20 protein-coding genes are annotated in these 22,062 nt (G+C 72.2%); 5 read left to right on the top strand and 15 right to left on the bottom strand.

The window, feature by feature from the left end:
* Position 1: 1 nt before the first annotated feature.
* From ACZYRU_RS19360 to ACZYRU_RS19335, 6 genes are read right to left on the bottom strand one after another with little or no spacing between them, the layout of a single operon-like run.
* Positions 2-1,444 (bottom strand): FAD-binding oxidoreductase, encoded by a 1,443-nt coding sequence (locus ACZYRU_RS19360; protein ID WP_488958731.1) that lies wholly within the window; start codon positions 1,442-1,444, stop codon positions 2-4.
* A 7-nt stretch (positions 1,445-1,451) separates the two neighbouring features.
* A complete protein-coding gene (locus tag ACZYRU_RS19355; RefSeq protein ID WP_488958730.1) occupies positions 1,452-2,519 on the bottom strand; it encodes a sugar phosphate isomerase/epimerase family protein in 1,068 nt (355 codons plus the stop codon).
* Positions 2,516-3,346, bottom strand: a complete 831-nt coding sequence (locus tag ACZYRU_RS19350; protein ID WP_488958729.1) for an ATP-binding cassette domain-containing protein — start codon at positions 3,344-3,346, stop codon at positions 2,516-2,518. Before ACZYRU_RS19350 ends, ACZYRU_RS19355 begins: the two co-directional genes overlap by 4 nt.
* Positions 3,339-4,223: an ABC transporter ATP-binding protein gene (locus tag ACZYRU_RS19345; RefSeq protein ID WP_488958728.1), complete on the bottom strand. Its 885-nt coding sequence runs from the start codon at positions 4,221-4,223 to the stop codon at positions 3,339-3,341. The genes ACZYRU_RS19350 and ACZYRU_RS19345 overlap by 8 nt, the downstream gene beginning before the upstream one ends.
* Positions 4,223-5,125 (bottom strand): ABC transporter permease, encoded by a 903-nt coding sequence (locus tag ACZYRU_RS19340; protein ID WP_488958727.1) that lies wholly within the window; start codon positions 5,123-5,125, stop codon positions 4,223-4,225. Before ACZYRU_RS19340 ends, ACZYRU_RS19345 begins: the two co-directional genes overlap by 1 nt.
* Entirely contained in the window at positions 5,122-6,141 is a 1,020-nt protein-coding gene (locus ACZYRU_RS19335) for an ABC transporter permease (RefSeq protein ID WP_488958726.1), read from the bottom strand. The genes ACZYRU_RS19340 and ACZYRU_RS19335 overlap by 4 nt, the downstream gene beginning before the upstream one ends.
* 216 nt (positions 6,142-6,357) lie before the next feature.
* Between ACZYRU_RS19335 and ACZYRU_RS19330 the strand changes: the two genes are divergently transcribed.
* Positions 6,358-7,566: a helix-turn-helix domain-containing protein gene (locus ACZYRU_RS19330; protein WP_488958725.1), complete on the top strand. Its 1,209-nt coding sequence runs from the start codon at positions 6,358-6,360 to the stop codon at positions 7,564-7,566.
* Positions 7,567-7,584: 18 nt separating this feature from the next.
* Here ACZYRU_RS19330 and proC read toward each other — a convergent pair whose 3' ends face one another.
* Positions 7,585-8,418, bottom strand: coding sequence for a pyrroline-5-carboxylate reductase (gene proC, locus ACZYRU_RS19325; RefSeq protein WP_488958724.1), 834 nt, complete (start codon positions 8,416-8,418; stop codon positions 7,585-7,587).
* A 32-nt stretch (positions 8,419-8,450) separates the two neighbouring features.
* The gene (locus ACZYRU_RS19320; RefSeq protein WP_488958723.1) at positions 8,451-9,893 is read right to left on the bottom strand and encodes an amidase; all 1,443 of its coding nucleotides are present in this window, start codon (positions 9,891-9,893) and stop codon (positions 8,451-8,453) included.
* A 178-nt stretch (positions 9,894-10,071) separates the two neighbouring features.
* Here ACZYRU_RS19320 and ACZYRU_RS19315 point away from each other — a divergent pair, with 178 nt between their 5' ends.
* Positions 10,072-11,040, top strand: coding sequence for a helix-turn-helix transcriptional regulator (locus ACZYRU_RS19315; RefSeq protein WP_488958722.1), 969 nt, complete (start codon positions 10,072-10,074; stop codon positions 11,038-11,040).
* A 23-nt stretch (positions 11,041-11,063) separates the two neighbouring features.
* Here the strand turns inward: ACZYRU_RS19315 and ACZYRU_RS19310 are convergent, their stop codons facing one another.
* Positions 11,064-11,666, bottom strand: a complete 603-nt coding sequence (locus tag ACZYRU_RS19310) for a TetR/AcrR family transcriptional regulator (RefSeq protein ID WP_488958721.1) — start codon at positions 11,664-11,666, stop codon at positions 11,064-11,066.
* Positions 11,663-12,262, bottom strand: coding sequence for a TetR/AcrR family transcriptional regulator (locus ACZYRU_RS19305; RefSeq protein WP_488958720.1), 600 nt, complete (start codon positions 12,260-12,262; stop codon positions 11,663-11,665). Before ACZYRU_RS19305 ends, ACZYRU_RS19310 begins: the two co-directional genes overlap by 4 nt.
* 109 nt (positions 12,263-12,371) lie before the next feature.
* Between ACZYRU_RS19305 and ACZYRU_RS19300 the strand changes: the two genes are divergently transcribed.
* Both ACZYRU_RS19300 and ACZYRU_RS19295 read left to right on the top strand, forming a co-directional pair.
* Positions 12,372-13,433 (top strand): agmatine deiminase family protein, encoded by a 1,062-nt coding sequence (locus ACZYRU_RS19300; RefSeq protein ID WP_488958719.1) that lies wholly within the window; start codon positions 12,372-12,374, stop codon positions 13,431-13,433.
* Positions 13,430-15,121, top strand: coding sequence for an amidase (locus ACZYRU_RS19295; RefSeq protein WP_488958718.1), 1,692 nt, complete (start codon positions 13,430-13,432; stop codon positions 15,119-15,121). The genes ACZYRU_RS19300 and ACZYRU_RS19295 overlap by 4 nt, the downstream gene beginning before the upstream one ends.
* A gap of 23 nt (positions 15,122-15,144) precedes the next feature.
* On the opposite strand, the gene ACZYRU_RS19290 is transcribed toward ACZYRU_RS19295, so the two are convergent.
* Both ACZYRU_RS19290 and ACZYRU_RS19285 read right to left on the bottom strand, forming a co-directional pair.
* Positions 15,145-15,969 carry an alpha/beta fold hydrolase gene (locus tag ACZYRU_RS19290; protein ID WP_488958717.1) on the bottom strand — a complete coding sequence of 275 codons (825 nt, stop codon included), beginning with the start codon at positions 15,967-15,969 and terminating at the stop codon, positions 15,145-15,147.
* A gap of 66 nt (positions 15,970-16,035) precedes the next feature.
* Complete coding sequence (locus ACZYRU_RS19285; protein WP_488958716.1) at positions 16,036-17,127, bottom strand: GlxA family transcriptional regulator; 1,092 nt, start codon at positions 17,125-17,127, stop codon at positions 16,036-16,038.
* Positions 17,128-17,223: 96 nt separating this feature from the next.
* On the opposite strand from ACZYRU_RS19285, the gene ACZYRU_RS19280 reads away from it, so the two are divergent.
* A complete protein-coding gene (locus tag ACZYRU_RS19280; RefSeq protein WP_488958715.1) occupies positions 17,224-17,838 on the top strand; it encodes a TetR/AcrR family transcriptional regulator in 615 nt (204 codons plus the stop codon).
* Between the two features lie 6 nt (positions 17,839-17,844).
* Here the strand turns inward: ACZYRU_RS19280 and ACZYRU_RS19275 are convergent, their stop codons facing one another.
* From ACZYRU_RS19275 to ACZYRU_RS19265, 3 genes are read right to left on the bottom strand one after another with little or no spacing between them, the layout of a single operon-like run.
* Positions 17,845-18,960 carry a serine hydrolase domain-containing protein gene (locus ACZYRU_RS19275; RefSeq protein ID WP_488958714.1) on the bottom strand — a complete coding sequence of 372 codons (1,116 nt, stop codon included), beginning with the start codon at positions 18,958-18,960 and terminating at the stop codon, positions 17,845-17,847.
* The gene (locus tag ACZYRU_RS19270) at positions 18,948-20,540 is read right to left on the bottom strand and encodes an amidohydrolase (protein ID WP_488958713.1); all 1,593 of its coding nucleotides are present in this window, start codon (positions 20,538-20,540) and stop codon (positions 18,948-18,950) included. Before ACZYRU_RS19270 ends, ACZYRU_RS19275 begins: the two co-directional genes overlap by 13 nt.
* On the bottom strand, positions 20,537-22,015 hold the full coding sequence (locus tag ACZYRU_RS19265; RefSeq protein WP_488958712.1) for an APC family permease: 1,479 nt from the start codon (positions 22,013-22,015) through the stop codon (positions 20,537-20,539). The genes ACZYRU_RS19270 and ACZYRU_RS19265 overlap by 4 nt, the downstream gene beginning before the upstream one ends.
* Positions 22,016-22,062: the final 47 nt, after the last annotated feature.

The raw sequence follows: 22,062 nt of genomic DNA, 5'->3' as shown, positions 1-22,062 counted from the left end.
CTCAGGCCTCCGCGAAGTCGCCGGTGGCGGCGGCCAGGTCGAGCTCGACCAGGCCGTGGTCGAAGACGTTCTCGGGGTCGTACGTCGCCTTCGCCCGGGCGAGGCGCTCGAACTTGTCGCCGTAGATCTCGCGGGTGCGGTCGGCGTCGCTGCGCTCGGAGGTGAAGTTGATGTAGGTGCCGTGCTCCCACTCGCTCACCGCGGCGCTGAACCGCTTCACCCAGGCGACGAGGTCGGCGCGCTCGTCGTCGTACTCCCAGTCGGCACCGATGTTGCCCGCCCACCGCGAGTGGATGTCGGTCGTCGAGTCGTTGCTGTGGTCGCGCGGCTCGAGCTTGCCGGCGATCAGCTCGAACGGGCACATCACCTGGTGGGAGATGTACGCGCTGGAGTTGAGCGAGCGGCCGGGGTAGGCGTCGGCGTGCTGGATCGCGAGGTCGATCAGCTCGTCGGGCATCTCCGCGAACGCCACGTGGCGCCAGTAGTGGCGGATGCCGTAGCGGAACTCGTCGTCGGTGGAGTGCTGCAGGGTCACGTGCGGGACGCTCCACACCCGCTCGTAGACCGGCGTGAAGCCCTCGAACATCGGGGCGCTCAGGGCCGGCTCCTCCGCCGGGTCGCCGTAGGTGACCGTGGCGACGGAGATGATCGGCTTCCCGCGGTGCTCGCGCGGGAGCTGCGACCAGTACTCCGGGGCCTTGTAGAGCCGGACGTACGCCGTGGTCCGGTCCGGCATCGCGGGCCCGAGGTCGCGGAAGCGCTGGAGCAGCTCCTTGCGGTCGTCGGCCGCGAACAGCGCGAGTCGCACGGTCGCCAGGCCCGGCAGGTCGACGTAGTCGAAGACGAACTCGGTCGCGATGCCGAAGTTGTGCCCGGCTCCCTTGAGCGCCCAGAACAGCTCGGGCTCGTTGTCCGCGTTGACGCGGCGGATCGTGCCGTCGGCGGTGATCAGCTCGACCTCGCGCAGGAAGTCGACGGTGGAGCCGAACATCCGCGACAGGTAGCCCGCGCCGCCGCCGAGGGTCAGGCCCGCGACGCCGGTGTGGGACACGACGCCGGCCGGCAGCGCGACGTCGTACGGCTCCGCGGCGCGGTCGACGTCGCCCCACCGACAACCGGCGCCGACGCTCAGCGTGCGGGCGTCGGTGTCGACGGTGACCTGGCGCATCAGGCCGAGGTCGATCATCACGGCGCCGTCGGCGACGCTGGTGCCGGCGAGGTTGTGTCCGCCGCCGCGCACGGTCAGCTCCTGGTCGTTGGCCAGGCACCAGCGCAGCGCAGCCGCGGCGTGCTCGGCCGTCGTGCAGCGCACGATCGCCGCCGGGTGCTGGTCGATGTCGGCGTTCCAGACGCGACGCAGCGTCTCGTAGCCGGGCGCACCGGGCAGGACGACGTCGCAGTCGACGGCCGCGACGAGACCACTCAGCTCGGGCTTGTTCTCCATTGCTCTCTTACTCCTGTTCACGGGATGCGGAACGGCTCTGCACCGCGGCCATCAAGGCGGTGCGGGACTCGGTGAGGAACTGGCGGTAGTCGGCGTCGGTGGGCGGCGAGGCGCGCAGCGCGTCGATCCCGGGGACGCGACCGGCGGCGACGAGGCCGTCGTACGCCGCGGCCTGGGCGCGCAGCGCGGCCGCGTCGGCGTCCGTCATGTCGGGGTGGGCCGAGCGCCAGCGCGGGTCGTCGATCTGGAGCAGCATCTCGGCGCGGGAGCCGCCGATGCCCTCGATGACGAGGTCGAGCTGCGGCTGGGCGTCGAGCACCCGGCCGAGCAGGTCGGACCAGTCGATCAGGCCCTGCCCGACCGGCGCGAGGAAGCGGGCGAGCCCTTCCTCGGTCTCGACGAGGACGGCGTCGCGCAGGTGGGTCAGGTGCACATGGCTCGCCACGCGTCCGACGGCGTCGACGACCAGCTCACCGCGCACCGGCAGGTTGGCCGGGTCGAGGCAGACACCGAGGACGTCGTCGCCGACCTCGTCGACCAGCCGGAGGATCTCGAAGGTGGTGATCTCCTCGTGCGTCTCGAGGTTGATCCGCACGCCGTGCTCGCGCAGCGACGGGGCGAGCCGCTGCAGGAAGCCCGCGGTCGCGGCGAGCTGGTCGGACCAGTCGACATCGGTGCGGAACCGGTCGAAGCAGTACGGCGCCGGCAGGTCGTGCTTGTAGCCGCCGGTCGCGCTCCACGCCTCCGTCCAGCCCTGCTCCGCGCAGATCGCGATCATCCGCTCCATGCCGGCCAGGTAGCTGCCGTGGCCGAGGTCGCGGACCCGCGGCAGCTCGGCGGTCATGTACGGGTTGACCTTGCCGACGCCGGCCTGCACGAACATCCCCCGGGCCTTGGCCTCGGCCGCGAACTCGGCGATCGCGCCGGCGTCCAGGGTGGGGAACGCCTCGTCCAGGGTGCGCATGAGGATCCCCTCGAAGCCGAGGTCGGCGAGCGCGACCAGGGTCTTGACCGGGTCGTCGCCGAGCAGCGTCTCGCCGTCCTCGAACTTCACGTCGGCGCCGATCCGGGTCATCGCGCGGGCTCCAGACGGCGGGCACGGCGGGCGCGCTCGAGCGCGGGGTCGGGCACGGGAACTGCCTCCATCAGGGCTCGGGTGTAGGGGTGCTGCGGGTCGTCGTAGATCGCCGGGACGGTGCCCGTCTCGGCGATCACGCCCTTGTCGAGCACGACCAGGCGGGTGCAGAGGTACTTGACGACGGCGAGGTCGTGGGACACGAACAGCACGGTCAGGTCGAGCTGGCGCTGCATGTCCTTGATCAGGTTGAGCACCTGCGCCTGCACCGACACGTCGAGCGCGGAGACCGGCTCGTCGCACAGCAGCACCCGGGGTCCGACGACCAGGGAGCGCACGATCGCGATCCGCTGGCGCTGGCCGCCGGAGAAGTGCCGCGGGTGGCGAGAGAGGTGCTCGGGCAGCAGTCCGACCATGTCGATCAGCTCGTTGATCCGAGCCCGGCGATCGGCGGCCGAGAAGCCGCCGATGACGAGCATCGGCTCCTCGAGGATCTGCTGGACGGTCATCCGCGGGTCGAGGCTGGAGTACGGGTCCTGGAAGACCATCTGGACCTCGCGGCGGTAGCGGCGCAGCTCGTCCCTGCCGGCCGTGACGGGGTCGATGCCGTCGTACCGGATGGATCCGGCGTCCTCCTTCTCCAGCCCGACCAGGCAGCGGATCACCGTCGACTTGCCGGAGCCGGACTCGCCGACCAGGCCGAGGATCTCGCCCTGGTGGACGTCGAACGACACGTCGTCGAGCGCGAGGTGGGCGTCCTTGCCGCGGCCGTAGCGCTTGCGCAGGCCCTCGACGCGCAGCAGGGGCGCGGCCGTCTGCTCAGGCATTGCCGGCTCCTTCCAGGGTCATGTAGTCGGACACCGTCCGCAGCCGTACGTCGGGGTCCGCGTCGAGGCGCGGGACGGAGCCGATCAGGCCACGGGTGTAGGGGTGCTGCGGGCAGGCGAAGAGGTCGTCGACCGTGCGCTCCTCGACGAGGCTGCCGCGCAGCATCACCGCGACCCGGTGCGCCAGGCCGGCGACGATGCCGAGGTCGTGGGTGATGAAGAGGACGGCGAGGTTGCGCTCGCGCGACTGCTCCTCGAGGAGGTCGAGCACCTGCTCCTGGACGCGTACGTCGAGCGCGGTGGTCGGCTCGTCGGCGATCAGCAGGTCGGGCTCGGCGACCAGCGCGGCCGCCATCACGACGCGCTGGCGCATGCCGCCGGAGAACTGGCCGGGGTAGGCGCGCATCCGCTCCTTCGCCCTGGGCACCCGGAGCTGGTCGAGCATCTCGACCGCCTGGGCGTAGGCCTTCTTCCGCGACATGCCGCGGACGGTGAGCGGTTCGGCGACCTGCTCGCCGATGGTGAGGACCGGGTTGAGCGCGGTCATCGGGTCCTGGAAGATCATCGAGATCTCCTTGCCGCGGATCCGCCGCAGCTGTCGCTCGCTGGCACCGACGAGCTCCTGGTCCTGCCACCGGATCGAGCCGGTCAGCCTGAGGAACGGGTCGAGCCGCAGGATCGACCGGGCAGTCATGCTCTTGCCCGAGCCGGACTCGCCGACCAGCGCGACCCGCTCGCCGGGCCGGATCTGCAGCGACAGCGTGTCGACCAGGGTGAGGTCGCCGGCGCCGCCGCCGATCCGGTCCTTCTCGGGGACCGCGACCGAGAGCCGGTCGATGCTGAGCAGCGGGCCGCCGCTGTTGGTGGTGGTGTCCATCAGGGCCTCCTCGAGCTGGGGTCGACCGAGCTGCGGATCGCGTCGCCGGCGAGGCCGAACGCGATGGCGGCGACGGTGATGGCGAGGCCGGGGAAGAGGGCGATCCACCAGGCGGTGGTGATGTAGTCCTGGCCGGCCGCGATCAGGGATCCCCAGTCGGGGCTGGGCGGCGGGGCGCCGACGCCGAGGAACGCGAGGCCGGAGATCATCACGATCGTCCCCGAGATCTCCATGCTGGCCTGCACGTAGATGGCGTCCATGGAGTTGGGCAGGACGTGGCTGCGCATCAGGCGCAACCGGGTCATGCCGAGGATCCGGGCCGACTCGACGTACGAGCTGGTCATCGTCTCGCGCAGGATGTTGCGCATCAGGCGGGCGGTCGCGGGCCAGGAGGTCGCGATCATCGCGAGGACGATCGACATCATCGAGGGCCCGAGGGCCGCCGCGAGGCCGAGCGCGAGGACCAGGCTCGGCAGCGACATCAGGATGTCGCAGACCCGCATGATCGCCTCGTCCAGCCAGCGGGGCATCAGCGAAGCCACGCTCGCGACGGCGACGCCGATGACGGTGGAGGCGAGCACGATGCCGACAGCGACGAGCAGCGTGCGGCCGGCGCCGGCGAGCATCCGGGAGAGGACGTCGCGCCCGACGTCGTCGGTGCCGAAGACGTGGCCGTCGCCCGGCGGCAGCAGCGCCTCCTTGGTGTTGACGGCGAACGGGTCGTGCGGCGTGAGGAACAGGCCGACGATCGAGACCACCACGAGCAGCGCCACCAGGACGAAGGCGACCTTGTCGACCAGGCCCATCCGGTGCCCGCCCAGCAGGCGCCGGGCGCCGGAGGTCACGGCGCGGCCGATGCCGGCCGTCGAGGCGTTCGCGGTGGCGGAGTTGACCTCGGTCATGCCGCACCTCCCTGGGCGTTGCGGACCCGCGGGTCGACGACCAGCTGGAGCAGGTCGGCGAGCAGTGCGGTGAGGATGAAGACCGAGCCGATGACGAAGACCGCCGCAAGGACCGCGAAGGTGTCCTGACTGGTGATGGAGCCGTAGAGGTAGCTGCCGATGCCGGGCAGCGAGAAGACCGCCTCGACCAGGACGGCCGCGCTGATCATCCAGCCGAACTGCATGCCGAAGATGGTCAGCACCGCGCCCAACGACGAGCGGAACGCGTGCCGCCACACGATCCGGCGCCGCGGCACGCCCTTGGAGACGGCGAAGGTGATGTAGTCCGACTTGAGCGCGGTCATCATGTTCGACCGGATGATCCGGGCGAGCGTCGTGATGAACGGCATGCTCAGCGCGACCGCCGGCAGCACCAGGTGGGTCACCGAGTCGACGACGTTGGCCGGCCCGCCGAAGAGCAGCGAGTCCAGGATCGTGAAGCCGGTGACCTTCGGCGGCGCCATGCCGACCCCGTTGGTGCCCGAGATCGGGAACCAGCCGAGCTGCAGCCCGAGCGCCCAGCGCAGCATGATCGCCAGCCAGAACATCGGTACGCCGCCCGAGAACACCAGGATGATCCGCGAGGCGATGTCGGCGGCGCGGCCCTCGTTGACCGCGGAGACGATGCCCAGCGGCACCGCGACCGCCACCACGACCAGCATGGTCAGCAGCACCAGCTGGATGGTCGTCGGCAGCACCGCGAGCAGGTCGTCGGACACCCGCTGGTGGGTGACGACCGACGTCCCGAAGTCGCCGCGGACCAGGCGGCCGAGGAACTGCAGGTACTGGAGGACCACCGACTGGTCGAGGCCGAGCTTCTCGCGCATCGCCACGACCTGGTCCCGGGTCGCGAACCGACCGGCTGCCACCCGGGCGACGTCGCCGGGGATCAGCGTGGACATGAAGAAGACGATCGTCGCGACGCCCCACAGGGACAGCACCGCGAGGCCGAGCCGGCGCAGGATGAACCGCTTCATCGCAGGTACGACATCTGTCGAGGCCATACCGGACCCGGGCGACTGGCCCGGCCGGCGTACGCCGTGGTGGTGGTCTGGTCCATCGGATTGCCCTTCAGTGCTGGCTGTGCTGGCTCAGCCGGGCCACATCATGTGACGCCGGTCTCAACAGGCGTCCATGCTGGATCCGCGGACAGGTGCTTGTCGTCAGGCGGGCATCTGAACTAGTTTCGACATATGTCGAAACCGGGCACGGGCATGACGCCGCTCAGCGAGATCCAGCTGATCGTCAACGAGCTGTCCGAGAAGCTGCACCGCTCGATCGCGGTCGACGACCAGCACCTCGAGCTGGTCTGCGCGAGCGCCCAGCACGGTCCGATCGACAAGTGGCGGGTCGACGCGATCATCACCCGCACGGTCCCGCAGGCGACCCTGCCGTGGCTCGAGGCTCACGGCATCTCGACCTCACGCAAGCCGGTGCGGCTGCCCTGGAACGACGAGCTGGAGATGCTCGCCCGGGTCTGCTTCCCGATCCGTCGCGACGCGTCCCTGCTCGGCTACCTGTGGCTCTTCGACGAGCCGCGGGTCTCCGACGAGGACATGGCGACCGCGTCCGCCGCGGTCGACCTGCTGGTCCCGCTGCTGGGCTCCGACGACCACGTCGTGCGCGACCGGGTCGAGGACCTCCAGCGCCTGCTGTCCCGCGCCACCCAGGCGTCGTCGTCCATCGAGGCGGTCCAGGAGGCCGTCCAGCTCGGCTACCTCGACGGGCGGGCCGGCTTCCACGTGCACGTGATGTCGCTCCAGCAGCCCAAGCACCGCAACCGGATCACCTCGACCGACGGCAAGGGCCTCCAGTTCGAGCTGGCCCGCCGCCAGCTCGGCCTGGCCTTCCTCACCCACGTCGAGGACGACGTGCTGGTCACCGTCTCCAACCACGTCTCGGCCCGCGACAGCCGCGACTTCGAGGCCACCCTGGTCCGCGCCGCGGAGGCCGTCGGTCTCGAGCTCGCCTCCGGCGGCTCCGCCACCGCCGCCGCCCCCACCGACCTCGAGGACGCCCTCGGGCACGCCCGCTTCGCCGCCGAGCTCTCCGCCCTCCAGCCTGGCCGGAAGGCCACGCTGGCCTGGGAGGACCTCGGCTCGTGGCGCCTCCTCCACGGCCGCAGCCTCTCGCCGCAGACCGTCGTCGACCTCAGCCCCGAGGCCGAGACCCTGCTCTCCGAGGGAACGCCCCAGCACTGGCAGACCGCCCTCGCCTACCTCGACTCCGGCCGCCGCGTCCCCGTCGCCTGCGAGCAGCTGACCATCCACCGCGCCACGCTCTACTACCGCCTCGACCGGGTCCGCGAGCTGATCGGCGCCGACGCGCTCGACGACGGCTGGCGCTCGGCGTCACTGCACCTCGCGCTCAAGCTGCACGGGTTGCTGGTGCAGACCCGCTGAGCCGGTCTTGGCCGGGAGTCAGGCGCCCGCGATCTCGCGGGTGATCTCCTTGGCCCGCGCCTCCGCGGCCGCCGTACCCGCTGCCACGATGTCGCGCATCCCGCGCTCCTCGAACGCCGCGATCGCCCGCTCGGTGCTGCCGTTCGGGCTGCTGACCGCGCGCCGCAGCGCAGCCGGGTCCGCGTCGGGGTCGTCCAGCAGCCGGCCCGCGCCGGCGACCGTGTGCGCTGCGAGCGTCCGGGCCAGGTCGGCAGGCAGGCCCAGCCGCTCCCCCGCCTCGGCCATCGCCTCGGCCAGGTAGAACACGTACGCCGGCCCCGACCCGCTCACCGTCCCGACCGCGTCGATCTGGTCCTCGTCGACCTCGACCACGAGCCCGACGGTGGCGAACAGGTCGGCGACCTGCTCGACGTCGGCCGGCCGGGCGTGGGCGCCGGCGGCGAGGGCCGTGACGCCGTACCCCACCCGGGCGGGGGTGTTCGGCATCGACCGCACCACCGGCTGTCCCGCGGGCAGGACCGCCTCGATGCTCGCCAGCGGTACGGCGCCCGCCACACTCACCACCACCGCTGCCGGGTCCAGCACCGGCGCGACCTCCGCCGCCACCTCCCGGACCAGCCCCGGCTTCACACCCAGCACGACGACCCCGGCTCCGGTCGCCGCCCGCACGTTGGCGTCGGTGCCCTCGGTCGCGGTCGCCTCGACGCCGTAGGTGTCGGCGAGCCAGGCCGCGCGGGCCGTCGTCCGGACGGTGGCCCGGACCCGGTCCGCCGGGAAGCCGGACCGCAGGAGCCCGGCCATGATGGCCTCGCTCATGGAGCCACAGCCGAGGAAGGCGATCGTCGTAGGCATGGCGCCCATCCTGCCAAGCGGAGCTGCACCCGTCAGCGCAGGGCGGCGGCGCCTCCGGCGTGGATGCCGGGGCGGCGCCCGGTCCAGGGCATCGCCTCCTCGAGCTGGGCCGCAACCCGGATGAGCAGCGCCTCCGCGTTCGACGCACCGGCGAGCTGGACGCCGATCGGCAGGCCCTGCGACGACTGGCCCAGCGGGAGGCTGATCGCGGGTGCGCCGTTCTGGTTGAAGGGCGAGGTGAACGAGCAGGCGTCGAAGATCCGCGTCGTCCACTCCGAGGCCGTGAGGTCGGCGTCCGCGTCGAGCTGCCCCAGCGGCAGTGCGGGGGTGTTCATCGTCGGCGTGAGCAGGAGGTCGTGGTCGCCGAAGAACCGGCCGATGCTGCGGGACAGCGCGTTGGCGCCGTCGAGCGCCGTGCAGAGGTCGAGTGCGGTGAGCGACCTGCCGTGCTGGACACAGGCCCAGGACGTTCGCTCCAGGTTGTCGGGGCCGGCCGTGCGTCCGGTCATGGTCTCGAGCCCGGCGACGGCGTGCGCGAGGAACGAGGTCCAGAGCACGAGGTTGGTCTCGAGCAGGAGGTCCCAGTCGATCACCGGCGTCGTTCGGTCGACGTGGTGCCCCGCGGCCTCGAGGGTTGCCGCGACCTCCTCGACCACGCGTACGACCTCGGGGTCGACCCAGCTGCCGGCCCACGACTCCGTGTGCACCGCGATGCGCAGCCGGCCCGGGTCCGCGCCGACCTCCTCGATCCACGGCCGCTCCGGCGGGGCGACCACGAACGGGTCGCCCGGGCACGGCCCGGCCACCGCGTCGAGAAGTGCCGCGGTGTCGCGCACGGTTCGGGTCACGGCCAGCTCACAGCCCATGCCGAAGAGTGCGTCGCCCGAGTCCGGTCCGACCGAGACCCGCCCGCGGCCGGGCTTGAGGCCGACCAGTCCGTTGGAGGCTGCGGGTATCCGGATCGACCCGCCGCCGTCGTTCGCGTGTGCCACGGGTACGGCGCCCGCGGCGACCAACGCGCCGGAGCCACCACTCGACCCGCCGGCGCTGTGCGCCGGGTTCCAGGGGTTGCGGGTCGAGCCGTAGGCGAGCGCCTCGGAGTTGCCGTTGAAGCCGAGCTCGGGCGTGGTGGTCACTGCCATCGTCGCCAGGCCGGCGGCGCGGAAGCGCTCCATCAAGAAGGTGTCGGCGGGCGGCGTGATGCCCTCGCCGAGGAGCCGGGTGCCCATCCGGGTCGGGACGCCCGCGGCGTGGAGGACGAGGTCCTTGATGGCGAACGGCACGCCCGCCAGAGGGCCGTCGGCGGCGTGGTCGAGGGGCTTCTCGAACGGACCGGCGCAGACGGCGTTCAGCTCGGAGACCGCACTGATGGCCTCGGTGGCCAGCTGGGCCACCTCGTCCGCGGTCACGTCGCCGGAGGAGATCACGGCGGCGAGGGCGGTGGCGTCGAGGGAGGCGTACTCGTCGATTCTCATCGGACATTCCTTCGGTGGGGACGGGGCGCCAGCGGGGAAGGACTGGCTCTGCACGGAACGTAGGCAGCGGTGACGTCGCGCACATCGGCGGAAAAGCCGTTCCCCGGCCGGCCACGAGGCGTCCCTTGACAGCGCTCGGGCGAGGTCGAAAACTTCGTACCCGAACGAAGGGGTGCCCATGGCCGCCGACCTGCAGTGGTGGACCCGGCTCGCGGCGGACGTCCGCGCGGCCGGTCGTGGCGACCTGGCCGTCGAGACGCCGCTGCGCGCCGTGCGCGACCAGCTCGGCTTCGACTGCGCCGCCCTGTTCGCCGGCCACAGCGCGATCGTCAATCTCAGCTACCCGCAGGAGGCGCTCGCCTACATCGCGTCGACCTACAGCCGTACCTGCCCGGTCCACCAGCTCGTCGTACGACGCGGCGTACCGATGCGCTTCGTCGACGTGCCGTTCGACCTGCACGGGACGCGCACCTACGAGGACATGCTCGTCCCCAACCACTTCCGCGAGGGTGTGACGCTGCCGCTGCCGGCATCGGGACCGGGCCGGGGCCACGGTGGCTTCGTAGCGCTGAGCTCGACACACGCCCGGCCGCTCGACGACCGGTCGCTGCTGGCGCTGGCGATGCTCGCACCGGACCTCGCCGCGCTCGTCGACCCCGGCGCCGACGACCGGAACGCCGAGCTGGTCATGTCGCTGGCCGGCGACCAGGTGCAGGTGCGGGCCGGCGACCCCGCGCGCTCGCCGTTGACCGCCGGCGAGCTCCGGCTCACCGCCCGGTTGAGCGCGGCGCGCCCCGAGGGCGTGCGCTTCTCCCACCGGGCCCTCGACGGGGCCTGGTGGTGGGTCCACGCCGTACGCCGGCCGCCGGCGGCGCTCGTCCGGATGGGGCGGTCGCCGGTGCTCGGCGACCTGACCAGTCGCGAGCTCGACGTGGTCGGGCTGGTCGCGCGCGGCTGGTCCAACGAGCAGGTCTCCCAGGGGCTCGGCATCGCGGTGCGGACGGTGCGCAGCCACGTCGAGTCCGCGACGGGGAAGCTCGCGTGCGCCAACCGCACGGCGCTGGCCCGCGTGGCCGTCGAGAACGACCTCGACTCGATCGACGCACTGCGCGTCGCCCTGTCCCCGTCGCCACGCGCCGGCGGGTGACCTCGCCCGCCTCGTCCTACGGGTCAGTCCCGCACGGCGCCCGCCCCGCCGAGCGAGGACAGGAGGAGGTCGAGAGCGGATCGCGCCTGCTCCGCCGTGAGGATCCCGGCGAGCCAGCGCTGGCTCAGTCCCTCCACCGCGCAGGTCAGCGTCCGGGCGACGAGGTGTGGATCGAGGTCGGAGCGCAGCGAGCCGTCCACCATGCCGCGCAGCACGCCGACGGCGATCTTCTGGTCCCACCCGGACGTGACCCTCTCGAGCGTCAGGTGGAGCTCGGGGTGCTGCGCCGACGAGGTGGCGACCTCGTTCCACAGCACGTTGAGGCTGCGGACCGCCGGCGCGTCGTCGAACTCGGCCAGCAGCGCCGCCCGGAGTGCGTCGTACCCGCTGCCGTCCGGTTCGCCCTGCAGGAGGTTGACCGACGGAGCCCGCTCGTTGGCGTACTCGAGCGCCGCGGCGACCAGCGTCTCGCGGTTGGGGAAGTGGTAGTAGAGCAGCTGGGTCGTCACCCCGGCCGCCCGGGCCACGTCCTTCACCGCGAACGAGGCGATGCCCTGGCCCCCGATGACCTCGCAGGTCGCCGCGAGGATCCGGCTGCGGCTCGACTCCGCGGTCGCCTGGCTCATCGGGGCGCTCCGGCGAGGAGGACCGGCACCATCGCGGCGACCAGCTGCCGGGCCTCGGCCGGCGCCAACGTCCCCGACATGACGCGCTGGCGCAGCCCGTCCGCGAGAGCCGTGAGCACCTCCGCCACCCGCACGAGGTCCGTCGGATCGCCACCACCGCCCCGGGCCCGGTCGACCAGCCCCGCCACACCCGCCACCCAACGGCCCGTGGACTGCTCGAGAGCAGGCAGCAGGTCCGGGTCGAACACCGCTGCCTGGAGCGCGGCGCTGCGGACCCGCCCCCGGGCCGCGCCGTCGTCGTCCGGCAGGCCGAGATGTCGCTGCAGCTCGTCGACCAGGTGGGCCACCGGGTCACGCCCGCTCGCCGGTCCGGCCGCGGACGCGTACCGGTCCAGCGCCTCCGCCAGGCCGGCGCGCACCAGGGCCTGCCGGTTCGCGAAGTGGTAGTAGATCAACCCGGGGGACACCCCGGCCGCCGCGGCGACGTCGTCGATCCGGACGCCGGCCACACCCTCGGCGCCGATCGTGGCGACGGCGGCGTCGAGGATCTGCGCACGGGTCGCGGCGCGCTTGGAGGCGACCGACGCGGAGGACATGGCGCCCATCGTAGGAGGCACGGCGGCGGTCGCCTGCCACCGCCGGGGCACACCCTCGAGGCGCAAAACTGAACTTGTCACTAGTCGAGACTAGTTGTACCTTCGGGACATGACGTGGCGCATGCCTGCTGAATCCGCTCCTCACGAGCGCACCTGGATGGCCTTCCCCTGCGCGGGACCGACGCTCGGCGACACCCCGCAGGCGGCCGACGAGTGCTACCGGTCCTGGACCGCAGTCGCGCACACCATCGCGGCGTTCGAGCCGGTCACGATGGTCGTCGACCCGAGCGAGACCGGTCGCGCACGCGACCTGCTGGGCTCGGACGTGGAGATCCTCGAGGCGCCCCTCGACGAGTTCTGGATGCGCGACATCGGCCCGACCTTCGTGCTCGACGCCGACCGGCCCGACGTCCTGGGCGCCGTGGACTGGATCTTCAACGGCTGGGGCGACCCCGGCTGGTCGGAGTGGGAGAAGTCCGCGGCGATGGCCCGGATCGTCGGCGAGGCCAGCGGCGCCGAACGGATCAGCTCGCTCCTCGTCAACGAGGGCGGCGGCATCCACGTCGACGGCGCGGGAACGGTGCTGCTGACCGAGACCGTGCAGCTCGACCCGCGCCGCAACCCGTGGGCCGACCGGTCCCGGGTGGAGGCCGAGCTCGCCCGGACCCTCGGCGCGACGAACTTCGTCTGGCTCCCGCGCGGCCTCACCCGGGACTACGAGCAGTTCGGCACCAACGGCCACGTCGACATCGTGGCCGGCATGCCCGCCCCCGGGCAGGTCCTGCTCCACCACCAGCCCGACCCCGACCACCCCGACCACGCCGTGACCCGCGACCTGCGCGCCTTCCTGTCCACGCAGACCGACGCGGCCGGACGCCCGTTCGAGATCGTCGACGTACCGGCCCCCGAGAACATCACCGACGACGAGGGCTTCGTCGACTGGAGCTACATCAATCACCTCGTCGTCAACGACGGCATCGTGGTGTGCGGGTTCGGCGAGGAGAAGGCTGACGCCGTGGCGCGGGAGATCCTCGAGCAGGCCTACCCCGGCCGTCGCGCCGTCACCGTCGACTCGCGCGCGATCTTCGAGCGGGGCGGCGGCATCCACTGCATCACCCAGCAGCAGCCCGCCCTCCCCGGCCCGGGCGCCACGTCGGGCGCGGCGCGATGATCGAGGTCGTCGAGGCGAGCATCGCCGAGCTGCGCGCCGCCCTCGAGTCGGGCGGGACGACCAGTGTGGAGCTCGTGCGCGCCTACGAGGCGCGGATCGCGGCGTACGACGCCCCCGGCACGCCGACCGCCCTCAACGCCGTCGTGGTGCGCAACCCCGACACCCTCGCCGAGGCAGCCGAGTCCGACGCGCGGCGGGCACGCGGCGAGTCGCTGGGCCCCCTCGACGGCATCCCCTACACGGCCAAGGACAGCTACCTCGTCCGCGGCCTGACCGCGGCCTCGGGCTCGCCCGCCTTCGCCGGCCTGGTCGCCCAGCGCGACGCGTTCACCATCGAGCGCCTCCGGGCCGCCGGCGCGATCTGTCTGGGCCTGACCAACATGCCGCCCATGGCCAACGGCGGCATGCAGCGCGGGGTCTACGGGCGGGCCGAGAGCCCCTACAGCGACGCCTGGCTCACCTCCGCGTTCGGCTCGGGCTCGTCCAACGGGTCGGGCACCGCGACGGCAGCGTCGTTCGCGGCGTTCGGGCTGGGCGAGGAGACCTGGTCGAGCGGCCGCGCACCGGCGTCCTGCAACGCCCTGTGCGCCTACACGCCCTCCCGCGGTGTGATCTCGGTGCGCGGGAACTGGCCGCTCGTCCCGACCATGGACGTCGTCGTACCGCACACCCGCACCATGGCCGACCTGCTCGAGCTCCTCGACGTCATCGTCGCCGACGACGAGGACACCCGCGGCGACTTCTGGCGTCGGCAGCCGTGGGTCGAGATCCCCACATCCTCCAGCGTGCGTCCGTCCACCTACCGCGACCTGCAGGGCTCCGTGGCCGGCAAGCGGTTCGGCGTCCCCCGGATGTACGTCAATGCCGACCCCGAGGCCGGCACCGGTACGACGATCGGCGGACCGACCGGCGAGCGGATCGAGACCCGGGCCTCCGTCATCGCGCTCTGGGACGCCGCCCGCCGCGACCTCGAGGCCGCCGGCGCCGAGGTGGTGGACGTCGGCTTCCCGGTCGTGACCAACTACGAGGGCGACCGCGCCGGTGCCCCGACGCTCAGCACCCGCGGCCTGGTCTCTCCCGAGTTCCTCCAGCACGAGATCGTCGACCTCTCGGCCTGGGCCTGGGACGACTTCCTCGCCGCGAACGGCGACCCGCAGCTGTCCTCCCTCGCCGGCGTCGACGGCGCGCTGATCTTCCCGGCCCCGGAGGGCGCCCTCCCCGACCGCTACGCCGGGTTCGACGACGACATCGCGTCGTACCCCGCGCAGGTGCGCGAGCACCCGTACGACGCGTTCGCCGACATCCCCCACCTCGGCGAGGGCGTGCGCGGGCTCGAGGAGACCCGACGCCTCGACCTCGAGGACTGGATGGACGCCCTGGGCATCGACGCGGTCGTGTTCCCGGCGATGGCCGACGTCGCCCCGGCCGACATGGACGTCGACCCGGCGTCGGCCGACCTCGGCTGGCGCAACGGCGTCTGGGTGGCCAACGGCAACCTCGCGATCCGGCACCTCGGCATCCCGACGGTGACCGTGCCGATGGGCACCATGGCCGACACCGGGATGCCGGTCGGCCTGACCTTCGTCGGCCGCGCGTACGACGACACGGCGCTGCTCCAGCTGGCCGCGGCCTTCGAGGCCACCGGCCAGCGGCGCACGGTCCCCCCGCGCACGCCGCCGCTGGCCTGATCCCTCGGACCGCTTCTGCCCGGTCAGTCCCTGATGAACTCCAGGATGTCGGCGTTGATGACGTCGGCATGGGTGGTCGGCATCCCGTGGGGGAAGCCGGGGTAGGTCTTCAAGGTGCCGTTGGGCAGGATCTTCGCCGAGAGCTCGGCGGAGTCGGCGATCGGCACGACCTGGTCGTCCTCGCCGTGCAGGACGAGGACCGGCAGCGTCACTGCCTCGAGGTCGGCGGTGAAGTCGGTCTGCGAGAAGGCAACGACGCCGTCGTAGTGCGCCTTGGCGCCTCCAGCCATCCCCTGACGCCACCAGTTGGCGATGATGCCCTCCTTCGGCTCGGCTCCCGGTCGGTTGTAGCCGTAGAACGGGCCTTCGGCGAACTCACGGAAGAAGGCCGCACGGCGAGTGGCGACCTCGTGCTGGACCCCGTCGAAGAACTCCTTCGGCAGACCACCGGGGTTCGCCTCGGTCTTCACCATGATCGGCGGGACGGCGCTGATCAGCACAGCCTTCGCCGCACGGTCCTGCCCGTGGCGGGCGAGGTAGTGCACCACCTCACCGCCGCCGGTCGAGTGGCCGACGTGGACGGCGTCGCGGAGGTCGAGGTGCTTCACCACGGCCGCCAGGTCGTCGGCGTAGTGATCCATGTCGTGTCCGTCGGCAACCTGCTCCGAGCGCCCGTGACCGCGACGGTCGTGGGCGACCACGCGGAAGCCGTGGCTGAGGAAGAACATCAGCTGGGCGTCCCAGTCGTCCGAAGACAACGGCCATCCGTGGCTGAAGACGACCGGCTGACCCGATCCCCAGTCCTTGTAGAAGATCTCGACGTTGTCATCGGTGGTGATGGTGGGCATGGGTGTGCTCCTGGGTAGGGGATCTGGAGTCGGGCGCCCGCCCTCTGGGCTCGGCTCCTCGAGTCTCTACCGAGCAGCAGCGCCCGTACCTGCACCTCGTGGGACAGGATTCCCTCGGATTGCGCCACCATCGGCGAGTACCGGCCGCAGGTCGCTGATCGTTCGTCCGCGAGCCGTTCCTCCGACGCGACCGGCCGGCCCGTCGTACACCTCGTTGCGGTACGCGCGTGGCGACCGGCCGAGCCGATTCATGAAGGTTCGCCGCATCATCTCGGTGCCGGAGTAGCCCGCCGCGGCAGCAGCGGCGGCGATCGTCGAGCCTGCGCGCAGGGAGTCGCAGGCGATGCCGAAACGCAGGTCGGCGACGTACGATCCCGGCGTCGTGTCCAACTCCTCGCGAAACAGGCGCGTGAGCTGCCGCTCGCTGAGGCTGACCAGGGACGCCATCGAGCGGACGGTGTGCGGCAGCTGCGGGTTGGCGCGCACGTGGTCGGTGACACGCCTGACCAGACCTGCCTCTGCCACCCTCGCGGCGGCGGAGGGAGAGAACTGGGACTGGTCCGCTCCGCGCTGGAGGTAGACGAGCAGGTCGCGAGCCACCGCCTGCACCACGTCGGTGCCGAGGTCCTCCTCGACCAGCGCCAAGGCGAGGTCGATGCCCGCGGCAGCGCCGCCGGAGCTGTAGATCCGCTCGTCGCGGACGTAGATCGCGTCGTGCTTGACGGCGACGCGCGGGTAGCGGCTGGCGAGGTCGGCGGTGAACTTCCAGTGCGTCGTCGCGACTCGTCCATCGAGCAGCCCGGATTCGGCCAACGCGAAGGCGCCCGTGCAGATCGAGCCGAGACGACGAGTGCGCCGGGCCAGGTCGTGGGTGGCGGCCACCACTTCGGGAGTGACGAACCGCGCGGCAGGTACGGCGCTGCCGACGACGAGGACGGTGTCGTAGTCACCTGACGCCGGCACCGGTGCCGCGACCATGGGCGCCCCCACCGAGGTCTCGAACGGTCCCCCCGTCGCGGTGAGCACCTCGAGGTCGTATGCCCCGCGAGCCTGCCTGTTGGCAGCGACGAAGACCTCCGCCGGGCCGCTCAGGTCGAGGAGCATCGCGCCGTCGAAGGCCAGGAACCCGATCCGGCGAGCACCACGTGACGACGTCATTGTGGAATGATGCCTCCATAACCACGCCGACGGCTACCCGGGGCCGGACGTCGCAACGCGTTTCGTGACGTCGACCACCACGACTAGGTTCTCTCCATGCCACGCCCGCGTCAGTTCGACGAGCCAGCGCTGCTCGACGCCGCGATCCAGCTGTTCTGGAGCCAGGGGTACGCCGGCACCTCGATCGAGGACGTGGCCCGAGCGACGACCGTCGGCAACGGGAGCATCTACGCCGCCTACCGCTCCAAGAACGGCCTCTACGTCAGCGCCGTCACCCGCTACTGCCAGGGCCTGACGGAGATGGTCAGGACGGGGATGACGGGGAGCTCCGGCGACGCCGCGGCCACCCTGCGCGACTACCTCGAGCTCATCATCTGCGACTGCACCAGCCAGCCCGGACGCCGGGGCTGCCTCATGCTCAACAGCCTCATCCTGCTCGACCGCATCCCGGAGCTGCGCCCGATCATCGACCGGACCACCCGAGACCTGGAGGCCATCCTCCAGGAGCGACTCCTCCGCGACCTCGACGGCAGCTCGGCGCACGTCGACGTCGCCGCGCTCAGCGCGCACTACGTGACACTGTCGCAAGGCCTCATCCAGCGAAGTCGACTGGGGCGCGAGCCGGTCGAGCTGCGCGACATCGCCGACGCTGCTGTCCGAGACACCGCCCTCGCGGTGGCGGGAAGTGCGTCTCGGCCGAGCGGCACCTGATGGGCATCACACCTGGGGCGCGAGCCGTTCGGCGATGGCCCGGAAGGCGGCGACGTCGGCCGGCCCCCGCACCTCGTCGACGGGCAGCAGCCAGCTCGAGAGCTTGACACCGACGACGTCGCGGGCGCGGTCGACGTAGACCAGCTGACCGTGGATGCCGAGGCAGAGCACGACGTCGCCGCCGGCCGACGGTGACCAGAACTGGCCGCGGTAGCTGCCGCCGGGGAGGCCGTGGTCGTGCTCCGCGGCGGCGAAGGCCTCGGCCGAGTCGTCGCCTCCGCGGAAGAGGTCGTCGATCCACGCGGCCGGCACCACCTGCTCGCCCGCGAGCGACCGGCCGCCCGCGGCGACCAGGGCGCCGAACCGCGCGAGGTCGCGCAGGGTGGCGCAGATGCCGCCGTCGAACATGCTGGTACCGACCGGGTCGACGGTGACGACGGCGTCGTGCCCGGCGCCGATCCGCGACCAGAGCAGGTCGGAGGCGAGCTCGGGGAAGGGCACGCCGGCCGCCGCCTCGCAGACGAGGCCGAGCGCGTCGGTGATCGCGCTGCTGTAGGCGAACGGGCCGCCGTGCGGGCGGTCGCTGCGCAGCTCGGCGAGGAAGGCGCGCAGGTGCGCGGGCGACCGCGGACCGCGCTCGGCCCAGCCCACCGACTCGTCGAGCCGCCGCACCTCGGAGGTGGGGTCGAGGTAGTCCTCGGAGAAGTGGATGCCCACGCGCATGTCGAGCAGGTGGCGCACGGTGGCGCCGTCCCAGCCGGAGCCCACCAGGTCGGGGAGGTACGACGTCACGAGTGCCGCCTCGTCCAGGCGGCCCTGCCCGCACAGGATCCCCGCGACCAGGCCGACGACGGACTTGCTCACCGACATGAGCAGATGCCGGGTCTCCGGCGTCATGGTGCCGGCGTACTCCTCGGCGACGACGACGCCCCGGTGCAGGACCAGCCAGGCATCGGTGTCCTCACTCGGCACGGAGAGGTTCCCGAGGTCCGCCCGTGCCTCGGGGAGCGGGATCTCCGCTCCCCGGGCGATGGTGGCGACCGGGAACAGGTCGGACATGTGCTGGAAGGACCAGCGCAGGTGCGCGGGCTCCTGCCAGTTGGCGGCGTTCACGCCGGGCACGAGACCTCCTCGCGGTGGGTCACCCGGCCACCGGAGACGGTCAGCCGGACCGGCGCCTCGGCGACCTCGTCGGCCGGGGCGTCCACCGGGTCGAGCGTGAAGGTGGTGAGGTCCGCGCGGTGCCCGACCGCGATCCGCCCGGCGCACGCGGAGGTCCCGTCGGCGATCGCGGCGTGGGTCGTCATGCCCTCCAGCGCCATCAGCCCGGTGAGGGCCTGCTCCGGCACGACGGGGGTGTCGGTGCTGCCGGGACGGCGGCGCAGCCGGGCGTAGCCGAGCACCTCGCGGGCGTCGTACCCGGCGATCGGCCAGTCCGAGCCGAGCACCAGGACACCGCCGGCGTCGCGCACGTCGCGGCACACCCAGGCCCGAGCCGCCCGGTCGGCACCCAGCCGGGTCGCCCACTCATCGGTCAGGTCGGCGCGCGTGTACCCGGTGTGGGAGGGCTGCATCGACGCCACGAGACCGGCGCCCACGAGGCGTCGCACGTCGCAGAGGGGCAGGGTCTCCAGGTGCTCGACCCGGTGCCGGACGCCGTCGGTGTCGACGCCGGCGAGAGAGTCGATCACGTGGCGCACGCCGGCGTCGCCGATGGCGTGGGTGGCGGTCTGCACCCGCGCGGCCGCGAAGTGCCGCACCGCACGGGTGTACGCCGCCGGGTCGCGCCAGAACGCGTCGACGCCCTGACCGTGGCAGTCGGCGTGCTCGAGCCAGGCAGTGCCGCCCTCGACCGTGCCGTCGATGAAGAACTTGACGCCGCCCACGGCCCAGCGGCGGCCGCCGCGGCCCTGGAGGGCGTCGATCGCCGCGAGGTCGTCCTCGGGCATGCACCACGGCATCACCCGCAGCCGGACCGCGAGCTCACCGTCCTCCTCGGCGCCGGCCAGCGCGGCGAGGGCGTCGCCCTCGGCGTCCATCATGGTCGCCCCGGTCAGGCCGGTGGCGGCCATTCCGTCCAGCACCGCGTGCAGCCGCGCGCGCAGCTCGGCCACGGGCATCGGCGGTACGACGTCGCGCACCACCCCCATCGCCGCGTGCTCGAGCAGCATCCCCGTCGGACGGCCGGCGTCGTCGCACACGATCTCCGCACGCTGCTCGAAGCGGCGCGGGCCGGTGACGCCGGCGCGGCGCAACGCCTCGCTGCTCGCGAGGGCCGAGTGGCCGTCGTACAGGACGACGAGGACGGGCAGTCCGGGCAGCACCTCGTCGAGGACCGCGTGGGTGATCGGCGCACCGCCGAAGACGTTGTGGTCGAGGCCGAAGCCGGTGACCCAGCCGTCGGTCCCGGGCTGCGCCCCGGCGAGGGCGGCGCGCAGGTCGGCAAGGTCCCGGCACGACGACAGGTCGACGCCGACGAAGGAGGTCGCACCGAGCAGCGGGTGGGCGTGGCCGTCGACGAGACCCGGGGTGGTCACCGCGCCGCCGAGGTCGACGACCTCGGTGCCGGCCCCGCGCAGGGCGAGCGCGTCGTCGTCCAGCCCGACGATCCGGTCGCCGCGGACGGCGACGGCGTGGGCGGTGGGACGGGCCGGGTCGAGGGTGCGGACCGTCGTACCGACGAGGAGCAGGTCGGCGCTCATGCGGACACCGCCACCACGTCGCCGGTGTCGCACGAGGAGGCGACCGCGTCGAAGACCTCGCGGCGGTTGCGGCGCAGCCAGGTCGCCCAGCCGAGGCCGAGCAGGCAGGTGACCGGGATGGTCAGCAACAGGACCTGGTTGACGAGCCCGGTGGTGCCGGTCAGGAACGAGATGTTCCTGGCGGAGAGCACGATCGCGAACAGCATCAGCCCGGCGGACACGACCGGCGCCACCACGGTGCGCCAGGCGCCCTCGCCCGTGGCGTGCTTGCGGAAGTAGGCGACGACGGAGATCGCCGCGGCCACCTGGAGCAGCAGGATGCCGAAGATGCCCGGGGTGTTCACCCAGATCAGCAGCTGGGTGTACGGGTCCGCCCCGGCGATCGCGAAGCCGCCCACGATGACGACGGACAGCGCGGTCTGCACCAGCCCGGCGACGTACGGCGCCCGGGTGCGCGGGTGCACCTTCGCCAGGGCCGCGGGGAGCAGGCCCTCGTCGGCGATGGCCACCGAGTAGCGGGTGACCGCGTTGTGGAAGGCGACCAGGCTCGCGACGACGCTGGTCGCGATGAGCAGGTGCATCGCCGTGGTGAACCAGCCACCGAGGTAGGTCTCGCCGGCGACGAAGAACATGCCCACGCCGTTCGTGGTGGCAGCCTCGACGGCACCGCTCGCACCGAAGGCCTGCACGATGCTCCACACGATGAAGGCGTACGTGCCGGCGAGGACGGCGACGGCGAGGTAGGTCGCCCGCGGGATCGTGCGGCGCGGGTCGCGGGTCTCGCGACGGTAGATGACCGTGGCCTCGAAGCCCATGAAGGCCGCGAACGCGGTCGGGAGGATGACGGTCATCGGCTGGACGAACATGTTGCCCGGAGCGAACGAGTCGAGGCCGAGGCCCTCCTTGCCGCCGCCCTGGGCGACGATCGCGACGGCCAGCACGAGCAGCAGCGCGGTCTCCGCGGTCAGCAGCACGGCGAGGAGCTTCGCGCCGAAGTCGACGCTGCGGAAGCCGACGTACCAGACGATCACGATGCAGGCGAGGGCGTAGACCCACCAGGGCTGGTCGATCCCGAACACCTCGACGAAGGTGCCCTGGATGGCGACGCCGGCGAGGCCGTAGACGCCGATCTGGAGCGCGTTGTAGGAGACCAGTGCGACCAGCGCCGAGACGACGCCGGCGGTGCGCCCGAGCCCGACCGCGATGTAGGAGTAGAAGGCACCGGCGTTGTCGATGTGACGCGACATCGTCGTGAAGCCGACCGCGAAGATCGCGAGCGAGATGCCCGCGAAGACGTACGCCGAAGGCGCACCGATGCCGCCGATCATCAGGGCGAGCGGCGCGACGCCGACCATCACCATGAGCGGCGCGGCCGCCGACACGACGATGAAGACGAGGTCGCTCGTCCCGAGGGCGTTGGCCTTGAGGCCGGGTGCGGACCCGTGGTCCGTGCCCGCCGGCGAGGTGGTGGACATCTGGTGCTCCTTTTATTGAAACCGTTTCGATTTCGATTGCTGGGCTA

This window comes from Nocardioides sp. F233 (genome assembly GCF_057813895.1).
Note: the sequence above shows the minus strand (reverse complement) of the source record. Positions and strands in the feature narration are given on the sequence as shown.